The sequence below is a fragment of the Nitrosospira sp. Nsp18 genome (genome assembly GCF_900103145.1).
In the GTDB taxonomy this organism is placed as follows: Bacteria; Pseudomonadota; Gammaproteobacteria; order Burkholderiales; family Nitrosomonadaceae; genus Nitrosospira.
The window spans coordinates 16801-41301 of sequence record NZ_FMWY01000015.1; the positions used below are offsets into that span (position 1 = coordinate 16801).

13 protein-coding genes are annotated in these 24501 nt (G+C 54.6%); 7 read left to right on the forward strand and 6 right to left on the reverse strand.

Going from position 1 to position 24501, the window contains the following annotated elements:
- The first annotated feature begins 6 nt into the window (after positions 1-6).
- Complete coding sequence (locus BLS94_RS08370; RefSeq protein ID WP_090959564.1) at positions 7-5949, forward strand: toxin TcdB middle/N-terminal domain-containing protein; 5943 nt, start codon at positions 7-9, stop codon at positions 5947-5949.
- 218 nt (positions 5950-6167) lie between these two features.
- On the opposite strand, the gene BLS94_RS08375 is transcribed toward BLS94_RS08370, so the two are convergent.
- A complete protein-coding gene (locus BLS94_RS08375) occupies positions 6168-7550 on the reverse strand; it encodes a sensor domain-containing protein (protein ID WP_090959567.1) in 1383 nt (460 codons plus the stop codon).
- Between the two features lie 399 nt (positions 7551-7949).
- On the opposite strand from BLS94_RS08375, the gene BLS94_RS08380 reads away from it, so the two are divergent.
- Both BLS94_RS08380 and BLS94_RS08385 read left to right on the forward strand, forming a co-directional pair.
- A complete protein-coding gene (locus BLS94_RS08380) occupies positions 7950-9782 on the forward strand; it encodes a chymotrypsin family serine protease (protein WP_090959570.1) in 1833 nt (610 codons plus the stop codon).
- Positions 9783-9799: 17 nt separating this feature from the next.
- A complete protein-coding gene (locus BLS94_RS08385) occupies positions 9800-11539 on the forward strand; it encodes a hypothetical protein (RefSeq protein WP_090959573.1) in 1740 nt (579 codons plus the stop codon).
- A 519-nt stretch (positions 11540-12058) separates the two neighbouring features.
- Here the strand turns inward: BLS94_RS08385 and BLS94_RS08390 are convergent.
- Entirely contained in the window at positions 12059-12385 is a 327-nt protein-coding gene (locus BLS94_RS08390) for a hypothetical protein (protein ID WP_072766888.1), read from the reverse strand.
- A 669-nt stretch (positions 12386-13054) separates the two neighbouring features.
- On the opposite strand from BLS94_RS08390, the gene BLS94_RS08400 reads away from it, so the two are divergent.
- From BLS94_RS08400 to BLS94_RS08410, 3 genes are all read left to right on the forward strand, one after another.
- Positions 13055-15124: a carbon starvation CstA family protein gene (locus BLS94_RS08400; RefSeq protein WP_090959579.1), complete on the forward strand. Its 2070-nt coding sequence runs from the start codon at positions 13055-13057 to the stop codon at positions 15122-15124.
- A 43-nt stretch (positions 15125-15167) separates the two neighbouring features.
- The gene (locus BLS94_RS08405; RefSeq protein WP_090959581.1) at positions 15168-15368 is read left to right on the forward strand and encodes a YbdD/YjiX family protein; all 201 of its coding nucleotides are present in this window, start codon (positions 15168-15170) and stop codon (positions 15366-15368) included.
- 154 nt (positions 15369-15522) lie between these two features.
- Positions 15523-16353 (forward strand): PEP-CTERM sorting domain-containing protein, encoded by an 831-nt coding sequence (locus BLS94_RS08410; protein WP_090959584.1) that lies wholly within the window; start codon positions 15523-15525, stop codon positions 16351-16353.
- 90 nt (positions 16354-16443) lie between these two features.
- Here BLS94_RS08410 and BLS94_RS08415 read toward each other — a convergent pair whose 3' ends face one another.
- Positions 16444-19008 carry a TonB-dependent siderophore receptor gene (locus BLS94_RS08415; protein ID WP_256325348.1) on the reverse strand — a complete coding sequence of 855 codons (2565 nt, stop codon included), beginning with the start codon at positions 19006-19008 and terminating at the stop codon, positions 16444-16446.
- A 772-nt stretch (positions 19009-19780) separates the two neighbouring features.
- Here BLS94_RS08415 and BLS94_RS08420 point away from each other — a divergent pair.
- Entirely contained in the window at positions 19781-20401 is a 621-nt protein-coding gene (locus BLS94_RS08420; protein ID WP_090959588.1) for a PEP-CTERM sorting domain-containing protein, read from the forward strand.
- Between the two features lie 207 nt (positions 20402-20608).
- On the opposite strand, the gene BLS94_RS08425 is transcribed toward BLS94_RS08420, so the two are convergent.
- From BLS94_RS08425 to BLS94_RS08435, 3 genes are all read right to left on the reverse strand, one after another.
- Positions 20609-21757, reverse strand: a complete 1149-nt coding sequence (locus tag BLS94_RS08425) for a PepSY-associated TM helix domain-containing protein (protein WP_090959651.1) — start codon at positions 21755-21757, stop codon at positions 20609-20611.
- A 94-nt stretch (positions 21758-21851) separates the two neighbouring features.
- Complete coding sequence (locus BLS94_RS08430; protein WP_090959591.1) at positions 21852-23957, reverse strand: TonB-dependent siderophore receptor; 2106 nt, start codon at positions 23955-23957, stop codon at positions 21852-21854.
- Positions 23947-24495: a ParB N-terminal domain-containing protein gene (locus BLS94_RS08435; RefSeq protein WP_090959594.1), complete on the reverse strand. Its 549-nt coding sequence runs from the start codon at positions 24493-24495 to the stop codon at positions 23947-23949. Before BLS94_RS08435 ends, BLS94_RS08430 begins: the two co-directional genes overlap by 11 nt.
- Positions 24496-24501 lie beyond the last annotated feature (6 nt).

The following is a 24501-nucleotide window of genomic DNA, read 5'->3' on the forward strand; positions in this document are numbered from 1 at the left end:
TAGCCTGTGGCCAACAAATCGCCTGTCAATCGTCAATCTGCATCCAATCCGGCCGGCGGCGGCGACGTTCGCGGTCTCGGCGAGACGTTTCAGCCGGACCTGAATTCCGGTGTCGGCAACTATCGGGTTCCGCTCGACCTGTTGCCGGGCATCCGAAACTTTCAACCCAGCCTGGCTCTCGGCTACAGTACCGGCGCCGGGAACGGCGCCTGGGGCTTGGGTTGGTCCCTGCCTTTTGCCGCCATCAGCCGCCGCACGTTTCGAGGCACACCCTCCTACACGGACGACGATACCTTCCTGTTCGCCGGACAAACGGAACTCCTCCCCGTAGGCTCTGGCAATTTCAGGGCGTCAATCGAGAATGGATTCGAGCAGTTCAGTCGCACGGCCTCCGGGTGGCAGGTTACGGAGAAGTCCGGCATGCGCCATACCTTCGGGACTACGGCCGAGAGCAGGATCGAATTCGACGATAATGGGACGATTCGGGAGTTCGCATGGCTTATCGAACGCACAGAGGACACCGCTGGCAACACCATTACCTACCGGTATCGAACGGAACAAGGCCAGCGATATATCGATGAGATACGCTACGCCGTCTATGTGATCCGGTTCGAATATGAGGCCCGCCCGGACCTGTTCTCGGATTTTCGCAGCGGTTTTGATTTGCGCACTGCCCTTCGCTGCTCACGTATCACGCTTCACGTGGACCCGCTCGGTCCAGCCGCTGTTCGTACGTGGGCGCTGTCATACGATACGGAGCCTTTCTCAGGTTTGTCGCTTCTTCGGTCGGTCACTTTTTCGGGCCATGATCCGGAAACGGGAGAGTCGGCGGCACTTCCACCACTCGAATTTTCCTATACGGAATTTGCGCCCTCCAGCCGCCGTTTGAGAAAATTCGTGGCTGGAGCGGGCGCCGCGCCGCCCGGCCTCGACCAGCCGAACCTGGAACTGATCGATCTGGACGGCCGCGGTCTGCCCGGTATTTTGTCGATTGAAAACGGCGTGGCACGGTACTGGTCCAATACGGGTGGACTCAGGTGGGGACCACCGCGTTCCTTGCCGCAGTTCCCGGCTGTCTTCTCCACCGCTGAAGATCGCGTGCAATTTGCCGATATGGACGGAAACGGCGCGGCGGATGTACTGGTCGGCAGCGGAACACTGAGCGGCTTCTACCGCAATGAAGGAACCGGCGCTTTTGCCGATTTCAACCAGTACGTGCGGCAACCGCAGCTAGCTTTTGAAACCGGTGGTCTGCAGTTGATGGATGTCAATGGCGATGGTCTCGTTGACGCGGTGCATGACGGTAGCACCGGTCTTCAGGTATACGACAATCTGGGGTCCGCAGGGTGGAAACCTCCGAGACTGGTGCCAAAAGACGACCTGCCGACGCCGGTTCCTAATCTATCTTCCGGCGATCCCCGCATCCGTGTTGCCGACATCAATGGTGACGGACTAGCGGATGTGGTGTTATTCAGCAGCGGGTATTTCGAATACTGGCCCTCGCGCGGCGGAGGCCACTTCTCCGAGTCGCGCAAGATGACCGCCGCGCCGAGATTCCCATATCCGTTCGATCCGGCGCGAGTGTTCATTGTCGATATCGACGGGGATGGCCTGGCCGATGTCGTTTTTGTAGGTTATGACGAGGTAACGTACTGGATCAATCAGTCGGGGAACTCGTTCAGCGCTCCGCAGACGATTCGCTACACCCCGCCAACCTCGCGCGCCGACACCTTGCGAATCGCCGACATGAGCGGAACCGGAACGGCGGGGATCTTGTGGACGAGTCCGTATCCGGACTATCGCTACCTTGACTTCACCGGCGATGTGAAGCCCGGCCTGCTTTCGCGCATTGATAACGGACTTGGCCGCATCACGGCCATCGAATACACCACCTCGACAGGAGAAGCGACGCGTGACCGCGAACTGGGGGAACCATGGACGTCATTTCTTCCGTTTCCTGTGCAGGTGGTCTCCGCCGTCACCGTCGATGATTCGATCAGTGGTCTGCACAACGTGACCCGCTACCGTTATCACGAGGGCCATTACGACGGGCATCGGCGTGAATTCGATGGGTTCGGCCGATCCGAGCAGATTGAAGAAGGCGATGACTCAATTCCTTCGTGTCGCACTGTCTTTCATTACCACACTGAAGCCTCGGGGCGGCCAACCGTTCCAGATCCCGAGCTTCGGCGTAGCCTGAAGCGCAAACTTTTTCGGGTGGAGATATTCGGAGAAGACGGCGGTCCGCTGGCAGCAGCCCCTTATCGAGTGGAGGAGAGCCGATGGACCGTACGTGTCGAGCAGACGCTGCCGGATAGCCGGCGAGTTCTGTTCCCCTTCATTGAGGAGACGACCACGTCGACGTTCGAGCGCACGCCCGGCGCCCGCATCGAGCGGCGCCTGCTCACCTTCGATATATCCGGAAATGTGACAAGCGAAGAGCGTAGTGGGGAAGGAGGGGCAGGCGTACCTATCGATATCGTTGTTACGACCCACGCCGAGTACGCGCTGGACCTGGCAGGGCGCGTTCGCGACCGCGTCTCCCGCATTGTCCAGCGTGATGGCGACGGCAATTTACTCAACGAAGTGCGCCAATACTATGACGGCGCCGCATTCCAGGGCCTGGCGCTCGGCCAGGTCACAAATGGGCTGCTCACTCGCACCGAAAAGGTTGCGCTGCACAAGGATGCGGCTGCGTCCACATATGGCGCCCATGAGCCTGACTTTTCCGCGTTGGAGTATCACGACGGAGAGGATCAGGATGGCAAGCCCGCCTGGCTGTACGATCATAGACGGATCAGCCTTGATGAGCGCGGCAACGTTCTAGTCAGCCGGGATGCGCGCGGGAACGACACGCTCTACACCTTCGACGAGTTCGGTCTATTCGCCACGTCGATCACTGATGCAAAAGGTTTTGTTGCGACGGTCGAGCATGATCTCCGGGTAGCGAGGCCCCGGCGGATGGTGAATCCTAACGGCGGCGTGACCGAGTCGCGCTACGACCCCTTGGCCCGTATCGCGGTGGTAGCGGCGCCGGGCGATACGCTCGCAATCCCCACCGTCACCTATTCATACGAGACCACGACGCTGCCCGCGCTTCGCGCTGCCCACTATCGCGTCCTTACGGGTGATACTCGTACCATTTCCGTCAACGAATATCTCGATGGGGCCGGAGCCCTGTTCCAGCGCCGGACCGAGCATGACGGCGATATGGTATCCGTCAGCGGCCAGGTCGTTCCCAATGCCCGGGGTAAAACAGCCGAAAAATTTGAATCCTTCTATGCCGAAGGATTGGAGTTCGAGCCGTATTCAGCTGATCCTTCCGCGCCACGGCGCAGCTTCTTCTTCGACCCATTGGGCCGCGCAATCCGTACCTTGCATCCGGATGGCGGCCAATCCGGCGCGGAATATGGAACGTTCGACACGCTGTTTTCGGATGCAGGGGATAACGACCCTGGCATGGCAGGATCGTTCGGGACGCCGCGGCGCGAAATCTACGACGCTTGGTACCGCCTAATGGCAGTGGAAGAGCGTGACCAGACCTCCGTCCGCGCGACCAGCTACGAGCTTGATGCCACCGGCCGTTTGCGGCAGATCACCGATCCACGCGGGGTGGTCCTTACCCGCATCAATCGCGATCTTACGGGACAGGAGATCTCGATCGATCATGTGGATGCGGGCCATCGCCTGCTGGCTTATGATGCTGGCGGCAACCTCGCGCTACAGGTGGATGGGGCTGGCGAGCCGATCAATCGCAGCTACGATGAACTGAATCGCATCATCGGGACGGCTTATGGGGGAGCCGAGCCGGAAACGTACTTCTACGACGCCGGGGCGGGCGCAAACCTGACGGGCCGGTTGGCACGCTCGATCGACCCCGCCGGCGAGACCACCTACAGCTACGATTCCCGCGGCAATGTCATCGAGCGCTCGCGCATGGCGCCAGGCCAGACCGAAGCACTGACGCTGACCTATTCATTCGACCGCATCGGCCGCATGACCCGGTTGACCTATCCCGATGAAGCCGCTATTGATTTCGAGTATTACTCGGGATTTCTGCTTCGGCGCATTCCGGGATGTGTGAACGCAATCGAATACACAGCCGCTGGCGTGCGGACGGGAATGGATTATCAGAACGGGGTCCGGACTGAATACGGCTATGATCCGGCTTCTCTTCGGCTGCGGGAAATCCGAACGTTCCGGCCCGATACCGGAGCCGTATACTTTCATACCCGTTACGATATCAGTACGGTCGGCAATGTTGCGTCAATCGAGGATCTGCGGCCCGGTACCCCGGGATTTGTGCGGACGCAGAGCTTCGGATACGATGCGTTTCACAATCTGCTGGAGGCTTCCAGTCCCGATCCGGCGGCAGGGTACTCGCATATCTACGAGTATGACGCGGCGGCAAATTTTATTCGCAATCCACTGATCAGTCCCAACCCGCTCTTGTATGAAAACAATGGCAACAGCAACCGGCTGAGCGGCTACGTAGACAGCGACGGCATTACTCCCGTTAATCTGTTCGGATACGACCTGAACGGCAACGTCGAGTCCATGCCCGGGCGCACTTTCACGTTTGACGTGAAGCAGCAGCTCGCGCGGGTGCAACTGGATAGCGGCGCGGATGTCGCTTTTTTCTACGACCATAAAGGGGTGCTAAGTCGGCGTGAAGCGACCGACGCCGGTTCGATGGAAGTGACGCATTACGTTGACAACCTGTTCGAGTCGCGTGATGGTTTGGACATACGCTGGGTAATGGCGGGAGACCTGCCGGTCGCCCGTGTCTCCGGCGGGACGACGGTATTCATACACAACGATCATCTGGGCAGTGCGGTCATCTATACCGATGCGGATGGTAACCTTCTGACCGAGACCGCATTCCACCCATTCGGGAGCGTGCTCATTGCGCCGTCCGGTACACTGCCCCCAGCGTTCGCGACGAAAAGGCTGGATGCGGATATCGGCTTGTACTACTTCAACGCGCGCTGGTACTCGCCGACGATGGGACGCTTCATTTCCCCCGACTCGCTCTACCTGTACCAGCCGGAACAGGGGCTCCAGGAACCGAAGCGCCTGAACCCTTACGCATACGCCGGCAACAATCCGGTGCGCTATGTCGACCCGAGTGGGCTCGGCTTCTGGGACGTGCTGGGCGCGATTGTCATCGCCATTGCCGTGGTGGTGGCGGTCGTTGCCGTTTCGGTGCTGACCTTCGGAGTCGGGACCGCGATCGGGTTCGGCACGCTCCTGGCTTATGCGGCAGTTGCGGGGCTTGCAGGCGCTGCAATTGGCGCTGTCGTCGGCGGCATTGCCTATGGCAGTTGGGAAGGCGCGCTGCGCGGCGCCCTGATCGGATTTACCGCCGGAGCCAATGCTATGATCGGCGGCATGATCTTCGGGCCGATTATCGGCGCCGCTCTTGGCGTTATCACCTTCCTGTCGGTCATCCCGCCAGTGGCTAAGAGCGATGTCTACCAGGGCATACTCGGCTGGACCAGTTACCTGATGCCGATGAGCTGGCCTGGCCACGCGATTGGTCTTACCTTGTTCGCCTTGAATGTCGTCGGTTATTTGGTCACCTTCGGGCAAGTGGATGCGCTACGGATTCGGGATATGCAGGTCGACTGGAAAACGGGAAACATTTTCACAGTAGGGGGATGGGTCGGCCAGCTGGATGGGAGAGCATTCAACTTCGGCGCATTCAGTTTCGTGAACACATCACGCTATGTCGGCGGAGAAATTATCCCCGCTACATTCGAGCATGAGTCGGGTCATATGCTGAGCAACGCGGCATTCGGTTTCTTCCAGGCAACGCGCGTGTTCGAGGGAAACGGACTGGACAGCTTCTGGGAGCGCATTGCCGAAAGCAATGTGCCTCCAGGTTTGCGGGGCACCGATCCCGTGACGCCAGAACCCGATCGTCCCAAGATCCCGCAATGGGGTTGATGTGCGATAGGCGGGGAAGTCTGCCGGTTCTTCCCGAGGCCAAGTGGGAAATGGGAAATTTTCTTTGAAAACCTTTTCGAGGGGTCCGGGCTGTGCGCTACGCGCGAGCGCAGTTGTCTTGGGTCGGAGTCAGATGCTAATTCTTGGCTCTGACGGGCGAAGTTTCAGCGTCAGCTCTTGTCGTACCAACGCGGATAGCTCACTGATAAGCCCCTCATTCAGGATGCCGATTCCATGCGGACTCCGTCATAAGCGCGAGTTGCAAAGAGGTTATCACTGTTCTTTTTCTCAAAATACATGGCCTCGTCAGCATATCTGAGAAGTTGCTGCGCCTCCTCACCATGATCAGGGTAGAGTGCAATCCCGATGCTCGGCATTATGCAGAGGCTGCGGCCCTCTAATTTTATGGGTTGACTGACAGCACTGCGGATTTTTTTGGCCACATTCGAGGCGTGCTCGGGCAACTCGATGTTTTCTAGCAGCACCACGAACTCATCGCCCCCCATGCGCGCGACAGTATCCAATTGGCGTACGCACCGCTTCAGGCGATTGGCAACCTCCTGCAACAACTCATCCCCTGCAACATGGCCCAAAGAGTCGTTGACTTGTTTGAAATTGTTCAAGTCCAGGTAGAGCAGCGACATTTGTCCTTGTTCACGTCGTGTTCTTGCCAGCGCCATTTTCAGGCGATCATATAAAAGTCCTCGGTTGGGCAGCCCGGTCAACCCGTCGTATTGCGCCATGTGCTTCAGTCGGGCGTGTAACTGTTTGCGCTCGATAGCGGTCGCAACCTGAGTGGAAACAAATTGCAGCAGTTCCTTGTCCTTTTCAGTGTAGCGTGCACCGTCGGAGTTGCCTTTCAAAACCAGGGCACCGATAGTACCCTTGTGCGAGTTTAGGGGAACAATCAGCCAGCATAAATTGCTGTCGTTGACAGCTCGTAATTCCTGGGGACGGCTAGCCAGCGACCCGGGCCCCAGCAACAGGGACTTCCTGGTGCGAATGACTTCTGCGCAGAGCGTACTTACGGTTGTTTGCTGTAGCTCGGACGCCTCGTCGTGGTCACCGGTGTAATAGGGAAAGCTCAGCTGATCATTGCTCTCATCGTACATTGCCACGGAAAAATGAGTCGCTGACAGCAGCCTACCGATTATTTGATGAATTAGCTGAAACAAAGAGAGTAGACCCTCTGCAGTATGCGCGGCCTCGGAAATGGCGTAGAGCGCTGCCTGCATTGATTCAGCCTGCTTGCGCTCGGTGATGTCTCGTGCAACGGCAATCCTCAACTGATCGGCTTCGGACCAGCGGGCCGACCACATAATGTGCACCACTTGTCCATCCTTGCGTATATAGCGGTTCTCAAAATCAAGTGTGGGATGCCCTGCTATGATTTCATTGGCCGCCTGCAGAGTTCTCGCTCTATCCTCGGGCACCACCATCTCCAACATAACCTTGCCGATCATTTCTTCCGGTGTATAGCCAAAAATGCGCTCGCATGCTGCACTGACAAAGATAAAACGCCCCTCTCCATCAACAACGCAAATAGCGTCGAGCAGTTGATCTATAAATCTAGCCAAAGGTGCGTAAGTTTTTGCATGCATATATAAAGGTACTACCTGGGATTTGACCAGCCTAGTCTTTTGTAGCCAACTCCAGAGTTGAAAAGGGAATCGAATAGATCGACGGAGAACAGGAACTCAGGTTATTGGCTTCCCGTTTGAAGCTCTCGCGCGCTTTCTCCCGCTCAACGTATTGCTGGATAGCTCGCGCATGCTCCAATGCGCCGATCGCTGTCGCGCGCCTGGTTTGCTATTTCGATGATATGAGCTATAAAAAAAAGTAGGCAATGTTATATCACGTCGCACCAAATAATTTAATGTTCTTTTATCACCTTAATGCTTCTCTCAATCCAACTATGACATTTCCTGATCGCCATTGATATTGAATCACCATGAACAAGTGGGCTAGCGTTAGTCCATTCATCATCAGGGGGAATAAACATGCAAGCATATCGTGGTCGCTGGCAGATTACCGTCATAGGTAAGGATTCAGCCTGGGATCAACGTATTTCGATTACCGGGGCTTCAAGCGGGGGCGGCATCATCGCGGGCGTCCTGGGCTCGACTCAGGTCGTGGACGGTGCTCTTTGGAACCTGACGATCGAACATAATGACGGCACCCACGGGTGGCAGGAGAACGCTGCCGTTTTCCCCGATCCGTTACAGAAGAACGGCGCACACCTCTCGCAAGTCGTTCGTTCCAAGGATGTCTTTACCCCTTCCGATACCGACCCGAATGACCTGGTGATCCGAGTAGACAAGATCGGTCCGATGTTTGATATTACCCTTCGCCCCTTCTCGATCGATGGCCAATCCTTATTAATGTTCGCCGATGGTGTTTTTCTCGGCGTCAACGGAATGCAGTACATGGGTGTCGAAATTAAAAACACCTGGGGAGAAGCGTTCCAGGACGAACTCCTGTTTGATATCTCCAACGTTGGGCGGGCTACGCTCGCATCGTTCGGAATCATGGTCGTTGACACGTGGACTGCCGCCGACCTGGCGGCTACCCAGCAGATGGTACAGGGGCGTGCAATCCGTATACCTCCTTTGCAGATCGGGGAAAAGACCACGGTCTATTTTCTAGTGGATGCGAGCGGCGCGCGACGCGGCAAGCCGCCCGTCGAGTTTGTTTTGCATAACCTGGGGGGCGACCCGGACCCAGACGATACGATGCGACACAATGCCAGAACTATCTTCATCGCTGAACTCGACTATGATCCCAGCACAGGGACATCCGTGGTTTATATACCAGAAGGCAAGGTTTCGCTGACACTCAAGTCTCTGGCGGTTGACCCGGTCGCGCTGCAGCAACTTTGTAAGAACGTGCTCAAGCCGGGAAGTGGATCAAACGGATCGAGAGTGGGCGACGACATTACTCGCCTGATGCGCGGGATGCACGGAGGCAATTGCAACCCGAAAATACTGCGCGAGTTGATTACGCTACTGTGCAGATGCCTCGTCGGTGCGGATTGCCACGGCAATGACGGCGGGGGTGGTGGTGGCGGTGGTTCCGGTGGATGGCAGCGGGTATGCCTGCCAGGCGGCATGTGGTTACCGCTTGCCTTCGATTACAGCGTCGAAATCAAAGGCGGCTTTGTCGGTCAACACGGCCCGCTGGCCTTTCAAGACCCATGGTGGAAGATCGTGTTGCTGATCATCGCGCTTATCGCCTGGTTGGTCGGACTCGTGGAATCCATTGTCGCCGACAAAACCGGATGGGGGAATGTTGGCGACCACCCTCGCAAAATCGGCACGGTGGGTGTCTCCAACCGGACCACTACCGATGCCTGCCTGATAGAACTGGATAACAGCAGGCCGTTCGTGCAGCAAGTCCTCGACGCCATCACGGGTGAGCCGAATGCAAATTTCATCGTCGGCACAGATACCTTGATCTCAATCGACCCTCAGATTGCGTTCCCCAGCCTGGCGGCGGCAGATGTGGTTGGGAAGAAGGTGTACAAATCGGGCTCCCGCACCGGCCTGACGCACGGCATCGTCAGCAGCATTGCACCCTTTACGCAGACCAGAGGCAATGATTCGACGCCGGACCCGAATCACCCGGATCTGGTTTTTCAGCGGAACCAATTTACCATTGGCGCGGATCCCGCATTTGGGGAGGAGTTATTCGACGACCATGGAGATTCGGGTTCCCTTGTTCTTTCCCGAGAGCCTGCAACAATGAACCAGGTTGTTGGATTACTCCATTCCGGGAACGGGGGGACTTCGCCCATCCAAGACGTGCTAGCCGCACTCAACCTCAAGCTACGCTGACAACAGGAGTAGGAAAAATGTCTGACTTGAATCCGCTTGACCCCAGCTCATTCGCTCAACTTGAAGCCATGATTGCCAGGATCGCTCCGCAGTGGATGGCAAACCCAAACATCGTTGCTATCGTTCCCGCGCTTAAAACCAAGGGTGGATATGTCCAACCCCAGAAACTCGTTCTGGGCTTCTACGTCCGCGAGAAAGTCGCGCCTGCGCTATTGCAGGATCGCGGCTACTCTTTAATACCCAGTGAAATCGAGGGCATATCCACTGATGTGATTCCTGCAGTCCGAAAGCCGCTGGGTTCCGTAGATACAAAAGAGACGCGCAGCCAGATGTTCGATACGCTCGCGGGCGGCATGGCGGTGGGCAATGCGAATATGAACGCATACGGTACGCTAGCCATGATCCTGTTTGCCCAGGATGATGGTCGCCCCGTCGGGCTGACTAACGAGCACGTGTTGGTGTTCGATGGAGACGGTCACGTTGGAGACGAAGTGCAGCAGCCGCGCTTCTATCTGAACAGTGAAGTCTCTATCGACAGTGCGGCCTGTTGCCCCAACGGTCAACTTCACTATCGACCTGTCGATAATCCCATTGTGGATGCAGCGGCCGGAGTTTTTGCCGCTGCCGCCGTCGCAGCAGCGTTGTCGGATCAGATTGACCCTCATCGCCGTGGTCAGGACGCAACGGTGCCCGACCTTACTGAGCGTACCCTGCGTGAGACCGTTTCGGTTGAGATGCAGTATCCGGAGATACCGCTACCAGGGTATCCGTATAACCTCGACGTGAAATGGAAATACCAACGGGTAACAGATAGGCGCACACTGGAATACTCGGCCTCGGAGACCAAGCCGAACCTGCACGTCGTGCAAATGCAGGAATTGCTCACCGACCGGCCTGTCTACCAGCGCGGTAACCAAGTGGTGTTTTTCGCCCTGCTGGGAGCGGAACTCAATCGAGAGACCTGCCAAAATTACTTTGTGACAGCAGCAGCGCTGTCCCCGAGCCATCGTCGGGCCTATAAAATCATCCTTAAACCCTGGGAGATCGATAATGCGCCGAGAATTGACAACCCTAACCATAGCCTGGTGGGTGGCCAAGCTGTACGGCGTTGCATATCCTTCAATGACCAAAAATCCGGCGATTGTTTTCGGCATCCGCGCAGTATCAGTGGAATAATTTTTGACCCTGAGGACCACACCGCATGCTTTGTGCAACGGGGCGCGACCGAACCACCCGCGCTGGTTTTTCCGCATGCCGGCTTGACCATACGATTTTCGACACCGGTACAGGAGGTGTTAGGTCGTGTCGTGTTCAACGCATCGGTGACCATGACGGCATTCAACGGGGCCTCAGAGGTGGGGACCGCAACCACATCAGGCGCGTCTCCCACAAACCTGCATCTCACCGCTCCAGGCATAACTCATGTCGCTTTTCATGGCAATGACGAATCGCCGGAACTGCTGGAAATTTGCACCGTAAAGCACCTGCGGAAATACTGTGCCTATCGGGGTGAATTTACCTTGCTGCCAGACGAGGAAATCGGCATGTGGTCGACCTATCTGTTCGCGCAGACGCGCAACGATGTGCCGTTAGGGGCCGACCCGCTTATCGCCGCGACAACCATAGGCGGCCTGCCGGTGACCAGCAATTTTGTCGACGCAGGCGGCTCTGACAACATCACCTATGGCCACTCATGCTTGGTGGATATTGTGCCGAACGGCCAATTTGAGGTTACGCCGGCAGTGGTAATCGGTTAACCGCACGCGGGTAGCGGAGTAAGCTTATTTCGCATAATGTCAGGGTACTATGCGGTATTGTTCCGGCCGCCTGTCTCTACCCTTGGCCGCCGGCCTTATCCATTTTTTCAATGAACAAATGCACCTGGTTGGTCATCAGCACATAGGCGTGCATGTCATGAGTCAACACATTTAAAGTTAAAATCACCGTCGAAACACGGTGGTTTTACCCATTTTATTTAAATAAAAGAAAGAATTAGGAGTAACGCCGCAGTTGAACGAGAGCAATTTATTGCTGCAGTGCACGGACAGCTGCGACGCAAATATAGGCGGAATATTCGCAAGGCTTTTTCAGTACCTGATACCGGTACTTCGTTACGCAGACAAAGCGGTACTCAATTTGAAAAACTGAGTGACTGGTATCCGTAACCATATGCCACATCTCCCTCTGTGCAGCATATTGTCGCAGCTAAAGCTGACTGGCTAAAGCCGATTTAAACCTTGGAATGGAAAATCAAAAATCTGACCCTGTTGATTATGTTAATCGACTTTTTCCGATTTTATCTTGATGAGCTTGCCATCTTCGCCGACCTTGATCTCAATCTCCTTGCCGTCTGGTTTTTCTACCTCGGCTTCATAAACGGTAACAATTTTGTCGTTGTCGAAATGAAGAGCTCGAGCGTGCTGTATTTTCGTTTCCTTCTCAATTTCCTCGATTTTTCCGCCACCTGCGTGATCGGTTATCGTTTTCTGAACGGCAGGCGGTACATCCGTCCACTGAATTCTCTCCTGATCTCCGGCAAAAGCCGAGGTTGCGAATACCATCGCCGCGGGCAGGACAACTGACATGAATAACTTCTTTTCCATTTGGGACCTCCTATTTCATTTCAAGAAACATACTCCCCAAAAAAATTATATTTTTTGGAATAATGGGCGCGAATCAAAAAGTAGTCTGTTCGGTATCGCTCCTAAACCACTTTGTAAAAAAGGTTAAAGGATGTGCTCGGGATGTGCGCGCACGCTGCTCTTAGCAAATAAAATTGCCAGTATTGCAGCACAAGACGGTCAATCGATGAAAAAACCAATAGGTAGAGTAGAGAAAAGACTTCCGCCTGCCCTCCCTCCTAAAACCGTGCATGCGGTTTTCCCGCACACGGCTTTCCGATGTTCTTTTGGCTCGGGAATCGGCCTAACCCGGTTCCATGAACCCCGATCTTGCGAAAATTTATAGGGTCAGACTGTCAACCATGCTACTCACGGCTAACCACAATTATTTATTCTATATAAAAACCGATAATCCACCTCTACACAAAAAAATCGCACCCAATTATTGCCACGTAAAATCATGTGCTGCGGTTACCATTCTGATCTTTCGCATTACTTTATTTATAATTCCAGTATGCGCTCGCTTAATAAGATAATAATTGGCAGGTTGAACACTGGGCTTGTCGAAACAGCCTTGCTTTAACCTGAAGCGCTGAACGTTTCTGACCAATTTCAGATAATGAATCATCCCATCACACCCTGGAACAGATAATGAATTATCTAATCACTAAGCTCGGCTGGTGGGCATTTGCCGCTCTTGGCGCGTTTGCATTCGCTTTCATCGCGCTGCACCATGGCGAATCGATAGGCGCCATCTGGATCGTTATTGCCACCGTCTGCGTCTACACCATCGCCTATCGCTTCTACAGCCAGTTCATTGCCAGCCGGGTGCTGAGGCTGGACCCTACCCGCATGACGCCGGCTTACAAATTCAATGACGGCCTGGATTATGTGCCAACCAACAAATACGTATTGTTCGGGCATCATTTCGCCGCGATTGCCGGCGCCGGTCCGCTCGTCGGCCCAATATTGGCAGCGCAGATGGGTTATATGCCGGGCATGTTGTGGCTGCTGGCGGGTGTCGTCTTTGCCGGTGCGGTACAGGATTTTGTTGTGCTATTCATTTCCACGCGCCGCGATGGCCGCTCGCTGGGCGACCTGATCAAGTCGGAACTGGGGCAGATACCCGGCATGATCGCCCTCTTCGGCACTTTTTTCATTATGCTGATCCTGCTGGCGGTGCTGGCGCTGATCGTGGTCAAAGCACTGGCGGAATCGCCATGGGGCACCTTTACGGTAGCGGCTACCATGCCCATTGCCTTGTTCATGGGCGTGTATGCACGTTATATCCGCCCTGGCGCGATCGGGGAAGTGTCATTGATCGGCTTTGTCTTATTGATGCTGTCGATCATCGGCGGGCAGTACGTGCAGGAAATTCCCGCGCTGGCAGTCATGTTCACCCTGTCCGGTGAACAGTTGACCTGGATACTGATCGCCTACGGCTTCATCGCTTCCGTACTGCCGGTCTGGCTCTTGCTGGCGCCGCGCGACTATCTGTCCACCTTCCTCAAGATCGGTACGATTGTCGGCCTGGCCATCGGCGTCATCTTCATTTCGCCAACACTCAAGATGCCAGCGTTCACACAGTTTGTGGATGGCTCCGGCCCGGTCTGGTCGGGCAGCCTGTTTCCCTTCCTGTTCATTACCATCGCCTGTGGCGCGGTATCCGGTTTTCATTCGCTCATCTCGTCCGGCACCACCCCGAAGATGATCCGAAACGAGACTGATGCCCGCTTCATCGGCTACGGGGCGATGCTGATGGAATCGTTTGTCGCCATCATGGCGCTGATTGCCGCCTCAACGCTTGAGCCCGGGGTGTATTTCGCCATGAATAGCCCGGCCGCAATCATCGGCACCACAGCGGAATCGGCTGCGCAAACCATATCGCAATGGGGTTTTTATCTCACGCCCGAGATGGTCACGCAGACCGCGCGGGACGTTGGGGAACATACCATTATTTCGCGTACCGGCGGCGCCCCGACGCTGGCTGTGGGCATGGCGCAAATCCTGTCGGAGTTTGCCGGCGGCAAGGCAATGATGGCGTTCTGGTATCACTTCGCGATCCTGTTCGAGGCGCTGTTCATCCTGACCGCGGTCGATGCGGGAACCCGCGCCGGACGCTTCATGCTGCAGGATTTGCTGGGCACCTTCATCCCGTCGATGAAACGCACGGATTCATTGATTGCCAGCCTGATCGCGACCGGTATCTGTGTTGCCGGCTGGGGGTATTTCCTGTACCAAGGGGTGGTTGATCCGTTGGGCGGGATCAATACACTGTGGCCGCTGTTCGGCATTTCGAATCAGATGCTTGCGGGCATTGCGCTGATTCTCTGCACCGGCGTGCTGTTCAAGATGAAGCTTGACCGTTTTGCCTGGGTGACGATCGTGCCTGCCACGTGGGTGCTGGTGTGCACGCTGACCGCTGCCTGGCAGAAGATATTCGATGCCAATCCGCGCATCGGTTTTCTGGCGCACGCGGGCAAATACAAGGACGCTGTCGCAGACGGCGTGCTCCTTGCGCCAGCCAAGTCGCTGGAGCAGATGCAGCAGGTGATTTTTAACGACTATGTGAATGCATCGCTAGCGGGATTGTTCATGCTGGTACTGATCAGTATCCTGTTTTTCGGTATCCGGACAGTACTACACGCACGCGCCACGGGCAGACCTACCGCTAAAGAAGCGCCATTCGAATTGCTGCCGGTCGAGGCGGCAAGAACATGAGGGCGGCAAGAACGTAAGGGGCAAGAACTAAGGGTTCACATCTATGCTAAATAAAATAAGCAGAACGGTTCAGTACCTGGGACAGAGCATGCGGCTCATGGTTGGCATGCCCGAATACAGTACTTATGTCGACCACATGAAAAGTGCGCATCCCGAGAGGCCGCTCATGTCTTACCAGGAATTCTTCCGGGAGCGCCAGGAGGCGCGCTATGGCGGCAATGGTAAAGTCACCCGGTGTTGCTAAATTTCCACGCGCACAGGTAGCGCATCAATACGCCTCACTTATCGCGTTTGTCCGTTCGTTTACCGGCTGAAGATATCGAATTATCGCCGCAATATTGAGCTTCAGCGATTCGCTGAAGCAGATCCAATTTTCTTCAATATTACGGGGGTGAATAATGAACAAGACCAAGCACTTTCTGGCGGTGATCGGATGCTCAATCGGTGCTGTAGTAAGCCAACCTTCATTCGCAGCGGATAGAACGTCGGATGTCACTGTCGACTGGAGCCAACTACAGATTTCGGTTACCGGAGTCGACGGTACTGTGCCCGGGGTCACCTTTTCCGATCAAAACACATCCTTGAGCTCATCCGCGCAGGTTCCTCAACAAGGCAGTGAATATAATTCGAAGTCGATTTATGACTGGACATCAAGCGCCGCAGTAACTGCCGACGCAACTTCCACCACGTTCGCTCATACCACCGGCTCGGCGACAAATCTCTCGGCAAATGCACAGTCCGTGGGTGGTGGCTCATATGATTACTGGAACAATCCGGGCGCTTCCTCCTCCGGCAACCGGTCGGAATCCTTCTCTTTCGATGGCCCCGGCGTACTGACCGTAACGGTTCCCTATACATTAAACATTAGCGGAGGTGACCCCTACAATTACTATGATTCAGTTTCAGCTTCCGTTAATGCCAATGCCAGCTTCTATGGCTATGGAGACAACGGCAGTTTTAATTCTGACTCCCATGCGTCTTTTGCCCTTAGCTCCTACTATGATTCATCCCCGCAATCTCGGTCGGGAAACCTGGTCTTTGGTATTTTTGCCGCCGGCCCGGGAAGCGGAACGCTCTCGATCGATCTCGGAGCTTCTACCTCCGGCTTCGTAAGCTCGATACCCGAGCCACAATCATACGCGATGCTTCTTGCAGGGCTGGGTTTGATGGGTGCAGTGGCCCAGCGCCGCGGTATAAATAAAAGCGCTCAAATTTTCCCGGCGGCCTGACCTGAACGCTGGTAGTTGCTGACACTCGTAATTCTTGCCCACGCCGGGTCATGGGCACATCTGGTTCACCATTTTGTCCCGCGAGAAAACCTAAAAATTGGCGACGACCGTCAAACGAAAAATGCGGGGCGCACCCGGCGTGATGTTGTTATTGCTGTTGGCTGACGCAACATAGTTGACATTGGCTATGTTTTCAATATTTGCCTGGACCCGCAGGGTCTTGTTGAGGCGGACGAACATGGCCGCATCCAGTCGCGTGAAGCCGGGCAGGAGCACGGTATTGTCTACTGCGGCATACATGCTGCTGCGATGGATCACGCCCAGGCCCAGTCCGATAAACGGTGTGAAATCGTAGCGGTTCCACATGGAAACCGTGTGCTTGGGAACTTGTGCCACAACCGAACCGGCCGGAGTAGTGCTTCCTGTGCTGGTGACTAACGCCTTGCTAATCTCCGCATCGGTATAGGCATATCCCCCCATTACGCTCCACTGCGGAGTGATGCGGCCCATCAAGCCTATCTCCGCTCCCCGGGAACGCTGGCCATCGACCAGGTTTGTCCGGCTGAGATCGCTGGGATCCTGAGTAATTACATTGCTGCGGTCCAGTTGATACAGCGCCGTGGTCAATGCAAGATCAGGGCGGATATCCCACTTGGCGCCCAGTTCCAGGTTCATGAAACTTTCGGGCTTGAGCGCCGCGTTGCTCAGCGTTAACGAACTGAGCTGATCACCCGCACGCGGTACATAAGCCAGACTGTAGTTACCGAAAATGGATACTTCTTCGATCGGTTTATATATCAATCCGACCCGAGGCGAAACCAGTCCATCATTGGTATGTATCCGCTGGCCGTTGCGATTATTGACAAAATTCGCATCGAAATTATCGTAGCGTATGCCCAGGACCGCCTTCAATTGGGGGAGAAGCGTGATCTGATCCTGTAAATAGATTCCCACCACCTCTACCACACCGTGATTATCGGCATCAGTGGGGCTCTGTGAGAAGGAGACCGGGCCCAGAAAAGTTGGATTAAGAAAGGATACTCGATTATTGAGCGGACTGATAACTCCGCTATTGCGGAAGTTGTCTGAAACCTGGCGGCCATACTCCACGCCCGTCATGAACTCATGCTTCACACCCCAAGTTTCGAGGTTGTACAGAAAGTCTGTCTGAGTGAAAAGATTCTGGCGCTGGGTTGCATTGTTGTAGGCCGAAATCGCTACTGTTCCCGTAGCATCTTCGGCCGAAGCAGCACTTCCGGCAAATACGTTCTGGTAGAACTTGTCGTAACTGGCATAACGGGTACGGTTACGGATTTTAAGATTGTTATCGAACCTGTGCTCGATGAGCGAATTCAGCGCCCAGGCGTCGACATTCGTCGGGCTGTTTTCCGCATTGCCGAAGAAGGTCGAGCGGTCCGTATTGGCTGGGCGCCCCATGAAAGAAGGAATGCCACGGTCTGCGGTACGCCGATCGAAGAAATATTCCCCGCTCAGCACGACCTTGGTTTGAGCAGTCGGCTTAAATGTAAACGTGGGATTGACCCCGCCTCGCTCAAGGTCGACGCCGTTACGATAGCTGTTCGAGTGTTCGTACATCGCGTTGAGCCGGAAAGCCGCGACGTCGTTGATGGGTTGTCCGATATCGACCGCAATCCGCTTATGGCTGAAGGATCCATACTGCGCCGAAATTTCACGAATGGGCGTCCAACCGGCCTCCTTGATGACGCGATTGATCACGCCACCCGCCCCGCCCCGCCCGAAAATCATCCCGTTGGATCCTTTCAGAACCTCGACCCGGTCTACATTGTAGAGATCGCGGAAATACTGAACGTCATCGCGCAACCCATCGACATAAAAGTCTCCTGTCGAACTGCTACCACGAAAAATCACGGTATCGCGATTACCCTCCCCTTGTGATGTGTTGACACCCGGCACATAACGCACCACGTCGCCGATACCCTGCATGGTCTGATCCTTGATCATCTCCTGCGTTACAACAGTGATGGATTGCGGTACATCGCGCAGCGGGGTATCGGTTCGGGTGGCGCTAAAACTTTTTGTGGCCATATAACCATCGGTCGGGCTGGTTATAGTGCTTGCAGAGACTTTTATTGGCGGTAGCGCCGTAGGTTGATCTGCCACTATCGCGGGTAGCTTCCTTACAATGTACCCATTAGCCTGCGGTACCGCCTCGAGGCCGCTCCCAGTGAGAAGACGGTTCAATCCGCCCTGCACTGAAAAATCGCCGTTTAGCCCTTGCGTCTTGACATCTTTAACATCGGCGGCAGCGAAGGAAAGCTTGACCCGTGTCTGCCTTGCAAAATGATTGAGAGCATCTTCCAGCGGGCCAGCAGAAATATTGTATGGCTGCGCATGGGTGCTGTTGCCAACGCCTGACTCGGCAAAGGCCGCATGAGGCAAGGCTATGGCAGCTGCGCCAAGAAAAAGTAGCGCACCCTGTACTGCCGCTGCGAGGGAAGATCGGTATAAACTGGATTTTGCTTTCCTGCCATTGCGCTTTCGTACCACGTTGTGGTTTTCGGAGCGAATCACACAGAGTGGCCAATCCTCGGCCACATCCGCGTTAGTCGCTCTTGTATCGTTCGGCCAGGACGCAACAATGCCGGCGCTGCTTCTTCTATATTTATTTTTCACCGCCAAGAATCTCCCGTAAATCGGATAAAAAAATTGGCTGGCTTGCCTGGAATAGGCTGACTGGCTGCAGAACTGCTGGTTTCAAGGCTCGATTCTGCCCATGCCAGCAGTGATGGATTGGTTTATTTACCGGCGGCTTCGCGGCCGCTTCTTATACCGTTCGGGTGGAAATAAGTACATTTCCTTCCCACAAGAGTGAAGACCCCGCATCGTTTTCTTATCCTTGGAAAGTAGCGCCTCTGGCATGGGAATCGGGTACGAAACCGTTCGATATTTTTTGTAAATGAGAACTATTGCTATTCTAATTTACAAAGGCGTTAAAGGCAATAATAAAAATAGGGCCTTATGACTTTGGCGGACAGCCATGATGTCACCGATGAGCCGCGATTGAGGGATAGGTGAGCGGTGACGGAGAAAATTATCGGCTGGCCAGTGCATCAGCCTGCCGAATAGTTCGGTATGGCTTGAAGCTTTGTCGCTATTCGGAGACAACTTTATTCCTTTTATATTCAAAGACTTATAGCTCTACAGGCAACGTTTTCAGTCGCTCGGAAGCGACGTTCTATCGAACACAGCCGTCCTCGCTATTGGTAAGTTGCTGTTTTTAAACTTAAAATGCATACGGCATGATTAATGCTTGACAAAGTAAGGCTGCATACTCTCCGGCTTTTATCACAGAAATAAGGTTCCTTAGAGTCGAAAATGTACAGCATATTCAAAAGAGAATGTTTATTTCAATAGAAGGAGTAAGTCAACTACCAGGAGAACAACAATGAACAATTTGTCTAGGTTAGCTATAGCTGCTTTAATCTTCGGTGGCTCTATTTCTACCGCATCCGCTGCCGGCGTTATTACCGGCATAACGGCTAGCGGACCAGGTATGGGAACGTTTGACATTATGAGCAACACCAACGACCCAAACGTACTGGATCTTTCCAAAACCTTTGACAGTGTCAACCCCATCGTGCTGACTTTTACGGTGGGTCACACTACAGGTGGTTCAGGCAACCCTTACACTGTCACCGAGGCAATCACCAATAACACCGGCCAGTCCTGGACTGACTTTCACTTCGCTATTTCAGAACCCACAAGCGGAGACCAGGGAGACGTGTTCACTAATTTTGAGAGCTCAACCCTTAGTGGTTTTACCCTCGATGCCCCTACTTCGAGCGGACCACGTAATCTCAACTTTACCGGAGCACTGGCGGATGGGGGTACGGCTACCGCCGCTTTCAACCTGAGCCCGTTTGATCCTGGTGCAGGAAATACCTCCACGTTCACCCTGACACAGGTTCCGACAATTCCGGAACCCGAAACTTACGCAATGCTGCTCGCGGGACTCGGGCTGATGGGTTTTGTTGCAAAACGCAGAAACAATAAACAAGACACTTGATTTTGGCTTTAGCTGTATCGCTGCCTTTCCCCGCCCCGTTTGGGACGGGGAATGTAAGATAGTATTCCCCCCTCCTTTCTAGCGATGTGGCTGCTGTTTCTCAATCTATTTCGCTTAATAAACTGTAGATCGCAGGCTGCTTTACCTTACGGTGCGGAAGGCGCAACTGGCTTAAATACGATAGATATACCAACGCCTGGACACCCCCTACTTGTTGCGTGGCAATACTGTAGAGCTTGTAGCCAAATTCCTGGGCGATTTGCTATATGCTTTGGCCTTCGTTCGATTCCTCCACATGAGATAGCCGGTAACAAATAGTACAAGAGGTGAAAATCCTATGATCACCTGCAAAATTCGGGTGAACGTTCCCCCTGCCACGCCGATATGGAGAGGGTAAAAAAAGTTATAAATCCGGGTTCCTGAAGGCGCTGTCAAAGCATTTTCAGTACACAGCACGCCTCCGGTATATTGATCGAAATAGATGAAGCTTCTCCCATTGGGATGGAACTCCTCAGGCATCTTTTTGCGCACTACCAAAGGCGCCGCGGGCGTTTGCGGCAGATTGATCCAGGTAGTGGGGCCGGAGAGGATGCTGTCCGCCTGATGCAGCAGGTCGTCTAGCGGAGGAATCATTCCTCTGGCGCCGAGAGGATCGGAATGAGGCGGGGCGGCTCTTGGCACACTCGCCGTCAGAAAATTGGTGAGCTCAACTACGGCCTTATTGAAAACGAGGGAGACACCGGTGAAGGCAATAATCAGGAGAAAAACGATAGTGTAGATGCCTGACGCACGGTGCAGATCAAAAATAACTTTTTTCCATGGCGCAGACCAACCGACCTTGAAGCCCCGCGCAAGCTTTCCTATTCCCTTTCCATTAGGCGGCCACCAAAGGAAGAAACCGGTGATGCTCATGCAAATCAGCAGTAATGCGCTAACGCCGAGAATGGTTTCGCCAGCCTCGCCAATCAGAAGTTCGGTATGCACAAGGGCTACCCAGCCCATGAAAGTGTCTTCCTGCCGATGGGCGCCGAGCAACTTACCGCTGTAGGGATCCGCATAAACGAATAAGCCATGCGGCTCGTTCATTTTCAGCAGGTAAGTCTGCTCCGGCGTGCGCGGCATGCGAACAGAGAAAATCGTGTCGTCAGGATATGCCTCCCTGGCCGCATTCAGCACAGTTTGTAGCGCAACCCGCTCGCCGCTTACCGCGGTTTCCATCAATTCGGGATGTAAAAGCGCTTCGATCTCCTCTCGGAACACGATCATGCTACCGGTCAAGCCGCTCAGTACCAGGAACAACCCAGCCGCCAACCCGATATAAAGATGAACATTGAAGACGATTCTTCGTATTTTCATGACGAATACTTCATCTGGATATTTAGGCATCCCAAGAGGGTGCGTTTTTGCTTCACGAGTTCAGCTTCCCGAATACCCTTTTGGAACCCGGCAATCAGAATTCGACCCGAGATGCAATTTTGAACATGATGGGCGCGCCGACGCCCAGCAATCCATTACCTGCGGTACTCCAATAATTGCTGTTGGTCGCGTTATCCACGACTGCCTGGAGCATGGTGCGTTTGCCTGCAATACGGGTCGCGTAGCGTGCACCCAGGGAGAGTATCGCGTAATCATCCACGAAGGCCTGGTTGGCGCTGTTCACCGGCCGCCTCCCCACGTAATGCACGCCGCTGCTGAGCGCCAGTCCAGGTATGCTGGTCAGGCGGTACTCGGCAAAGAGGCTGGCCGTGCGCTGCGGCGTGTTATCCGGTATCTTGCCGAAAGTCTCGGCATTGGTTCTGTTCAATTGTTCCGCCTCCATGAATAGGGCCGAGCCGATGAGCGATAACTGCTTCGTCACCTCACCCGAGGCCGACAACTCGAAGCCGCTATACCGGGCCATGCCGTTGAGAACAAAACGATTGGTGGGCACGTCAACCGTGGTCGAGGCGCGCTTGATGTCGAAGTACGCTACTTGAAGCAATATGCCCTGCGCGACAAGCGCCTTGACGCCCACTTCCTTTTGCTTCGACACCGCCGGCGCCAGGATCTCCCCATTATTGGCGCGATTGGCGGGCGCCTGCCCGCTTTCCTCGACCCCTTCAATGTAGCTAGCATATATCGACACGTTGGGAATGGGCTTATACATCAAGGACAACGAGGGGTTGACCCTATCGGCCTTATAATGGGTGGTCGCAGCGACACTTTCATAAAAACTGCTGCGTACCCCCAACATGACTTGCAACCTGCCCCCAATCAAGATTCGATCGGATATATACAAGCCCAGATCCGTTATTTTTGATCGGTTTGCGCTAAATGGCATAGTGGGAGACTGCCGCGCAATATCAATGGGGTTATACAGATTCTGGGTAGTATCGAATGTGGATGAGGTGCGGGGGTCCTGGCTGCGCTCGTTGCCGGTAAAACCCACGGATACCTCATGGGTAATGGCCTGGCCCGGAAAGCGTCCGAATACTTCGGCGCGAATATTTTGATTATCCCAATGCTGGCCCCGATTGAAGAAAGTGCGCAAGGTTCCCTCGCCGGTGGCAAGGTTGTAATTCTGGAATTGGGAGAAATTGCGGTCCCGCCTGGTTTGCGCTTTACCGATCTCGAATAGCACTCCCCAATTGTCGCTTATTGCATAATCAGCGCGCAGCAGCAGGTTGGTTGCCTCGGCGTCATACTTCTGCCATTCCCCAGCAAGATTACGACGGGCATTCGGAATAGGGGGTAATGTGATCACGCCATTGACCGCTGGAAGGGCCTGTATCGCCGCTTGCTCGGAAACCTCCTTACGGTAATGCTCCACATCAAACTTGACGGAAAGTTTATCGGTGATACGCCAGTCAAAGGCGCCCGACATCAAAGCACGGTGCCCCGAGAAATTGTGAATGCCGATATCCTCGCGCCCGGCGAGAAGATTAATGCGCGCCCCGAACTGCTGCTCGCTGCCGAAGCGCCGCCCCAGATCGATATGCGTGTTGGCGCCACCATACATATTTGCCATCAACGAAACATTTGTAATGGGATCCTTGCCCGCACGTTTGGTTACCAGGTTGACAATGCCGGATGGCGGCACGAAACCATAATATAGCGATGAGGCGCCTTTGAGCACTTCGACGCGCTCCTTGTTCTCCATCGGAATATCGATCAGGTTGATGATCGGAAGGGATCCGTTGAGTCGGTAATTGCTGCGGTTTTCCACGAGAATACCGCGAATCGCAATATTGTCGTAAGTCGAACCGTTCAATTGCGAACGCGTGACACCCGCCGTATTGCGCAAGGCGCCAAATACACCGGTTATGGCCTGTGCATCGAGCACTTCCCGTGTGACCACATTACTGGTTTGTGGCACATCGATTGGCGCCATATCCCGGAATGTTCCGACCTGAACGGAATCGGAGTTGAAACTCCCTGTGCGCTCGCCGGTCACGATTACGGCCGGCAGCTTTTTCCCTGCGTCGGATTGGCCACTGGGCGGGGTCTCGGCTTCCGCCTGCTGAATCCAGGAAGTCAATGACAGTGCAACGATTGCCGGGTACAAATTAATTTTCATGATGCCGGCTGCCTCTCGATGAACCTAAATTTACGCCCCACGATAAATCCGTGACCGAATGTTGCTCATCCGTCGCCGCCATCATGCTGATTTCATAGCGAGACATGAAACGCGTGGATACAGGTAAAGAAGATATGACAGCCGGATCCTGTAGCAACGGCACCGAAATGTTGCAAATGGGAAACGGCGATGAAAACCGGTGGTGGGTAGTTTTAGGGGGGTATAACTCCCCGGTTCTGGCACGACGGACGATCTCATGCGGATTGACCAGGTAGCCCTGGCGTGTCGCATCCACCTTCACGCAGTCATAGTCGAGCAGCAGGCAGGGGATATACTTCAGCCTGAGCTGGCGCGCGGCCTCCAGGCGGTGGTGACCATCCATGACAGCCAGACTGGTGCGTTCCACAGCGATGGGGATGCGCCAGAGCTGTTCGCGCAAAATGGTATCCGCCAGGGTCACCGCGTGATTGGAATAGTGGCACTCATTCGGGCGAACCCGCTTGACGTGTACAAAATGAATAGGGAGGGAACAGAGCATCGCGAG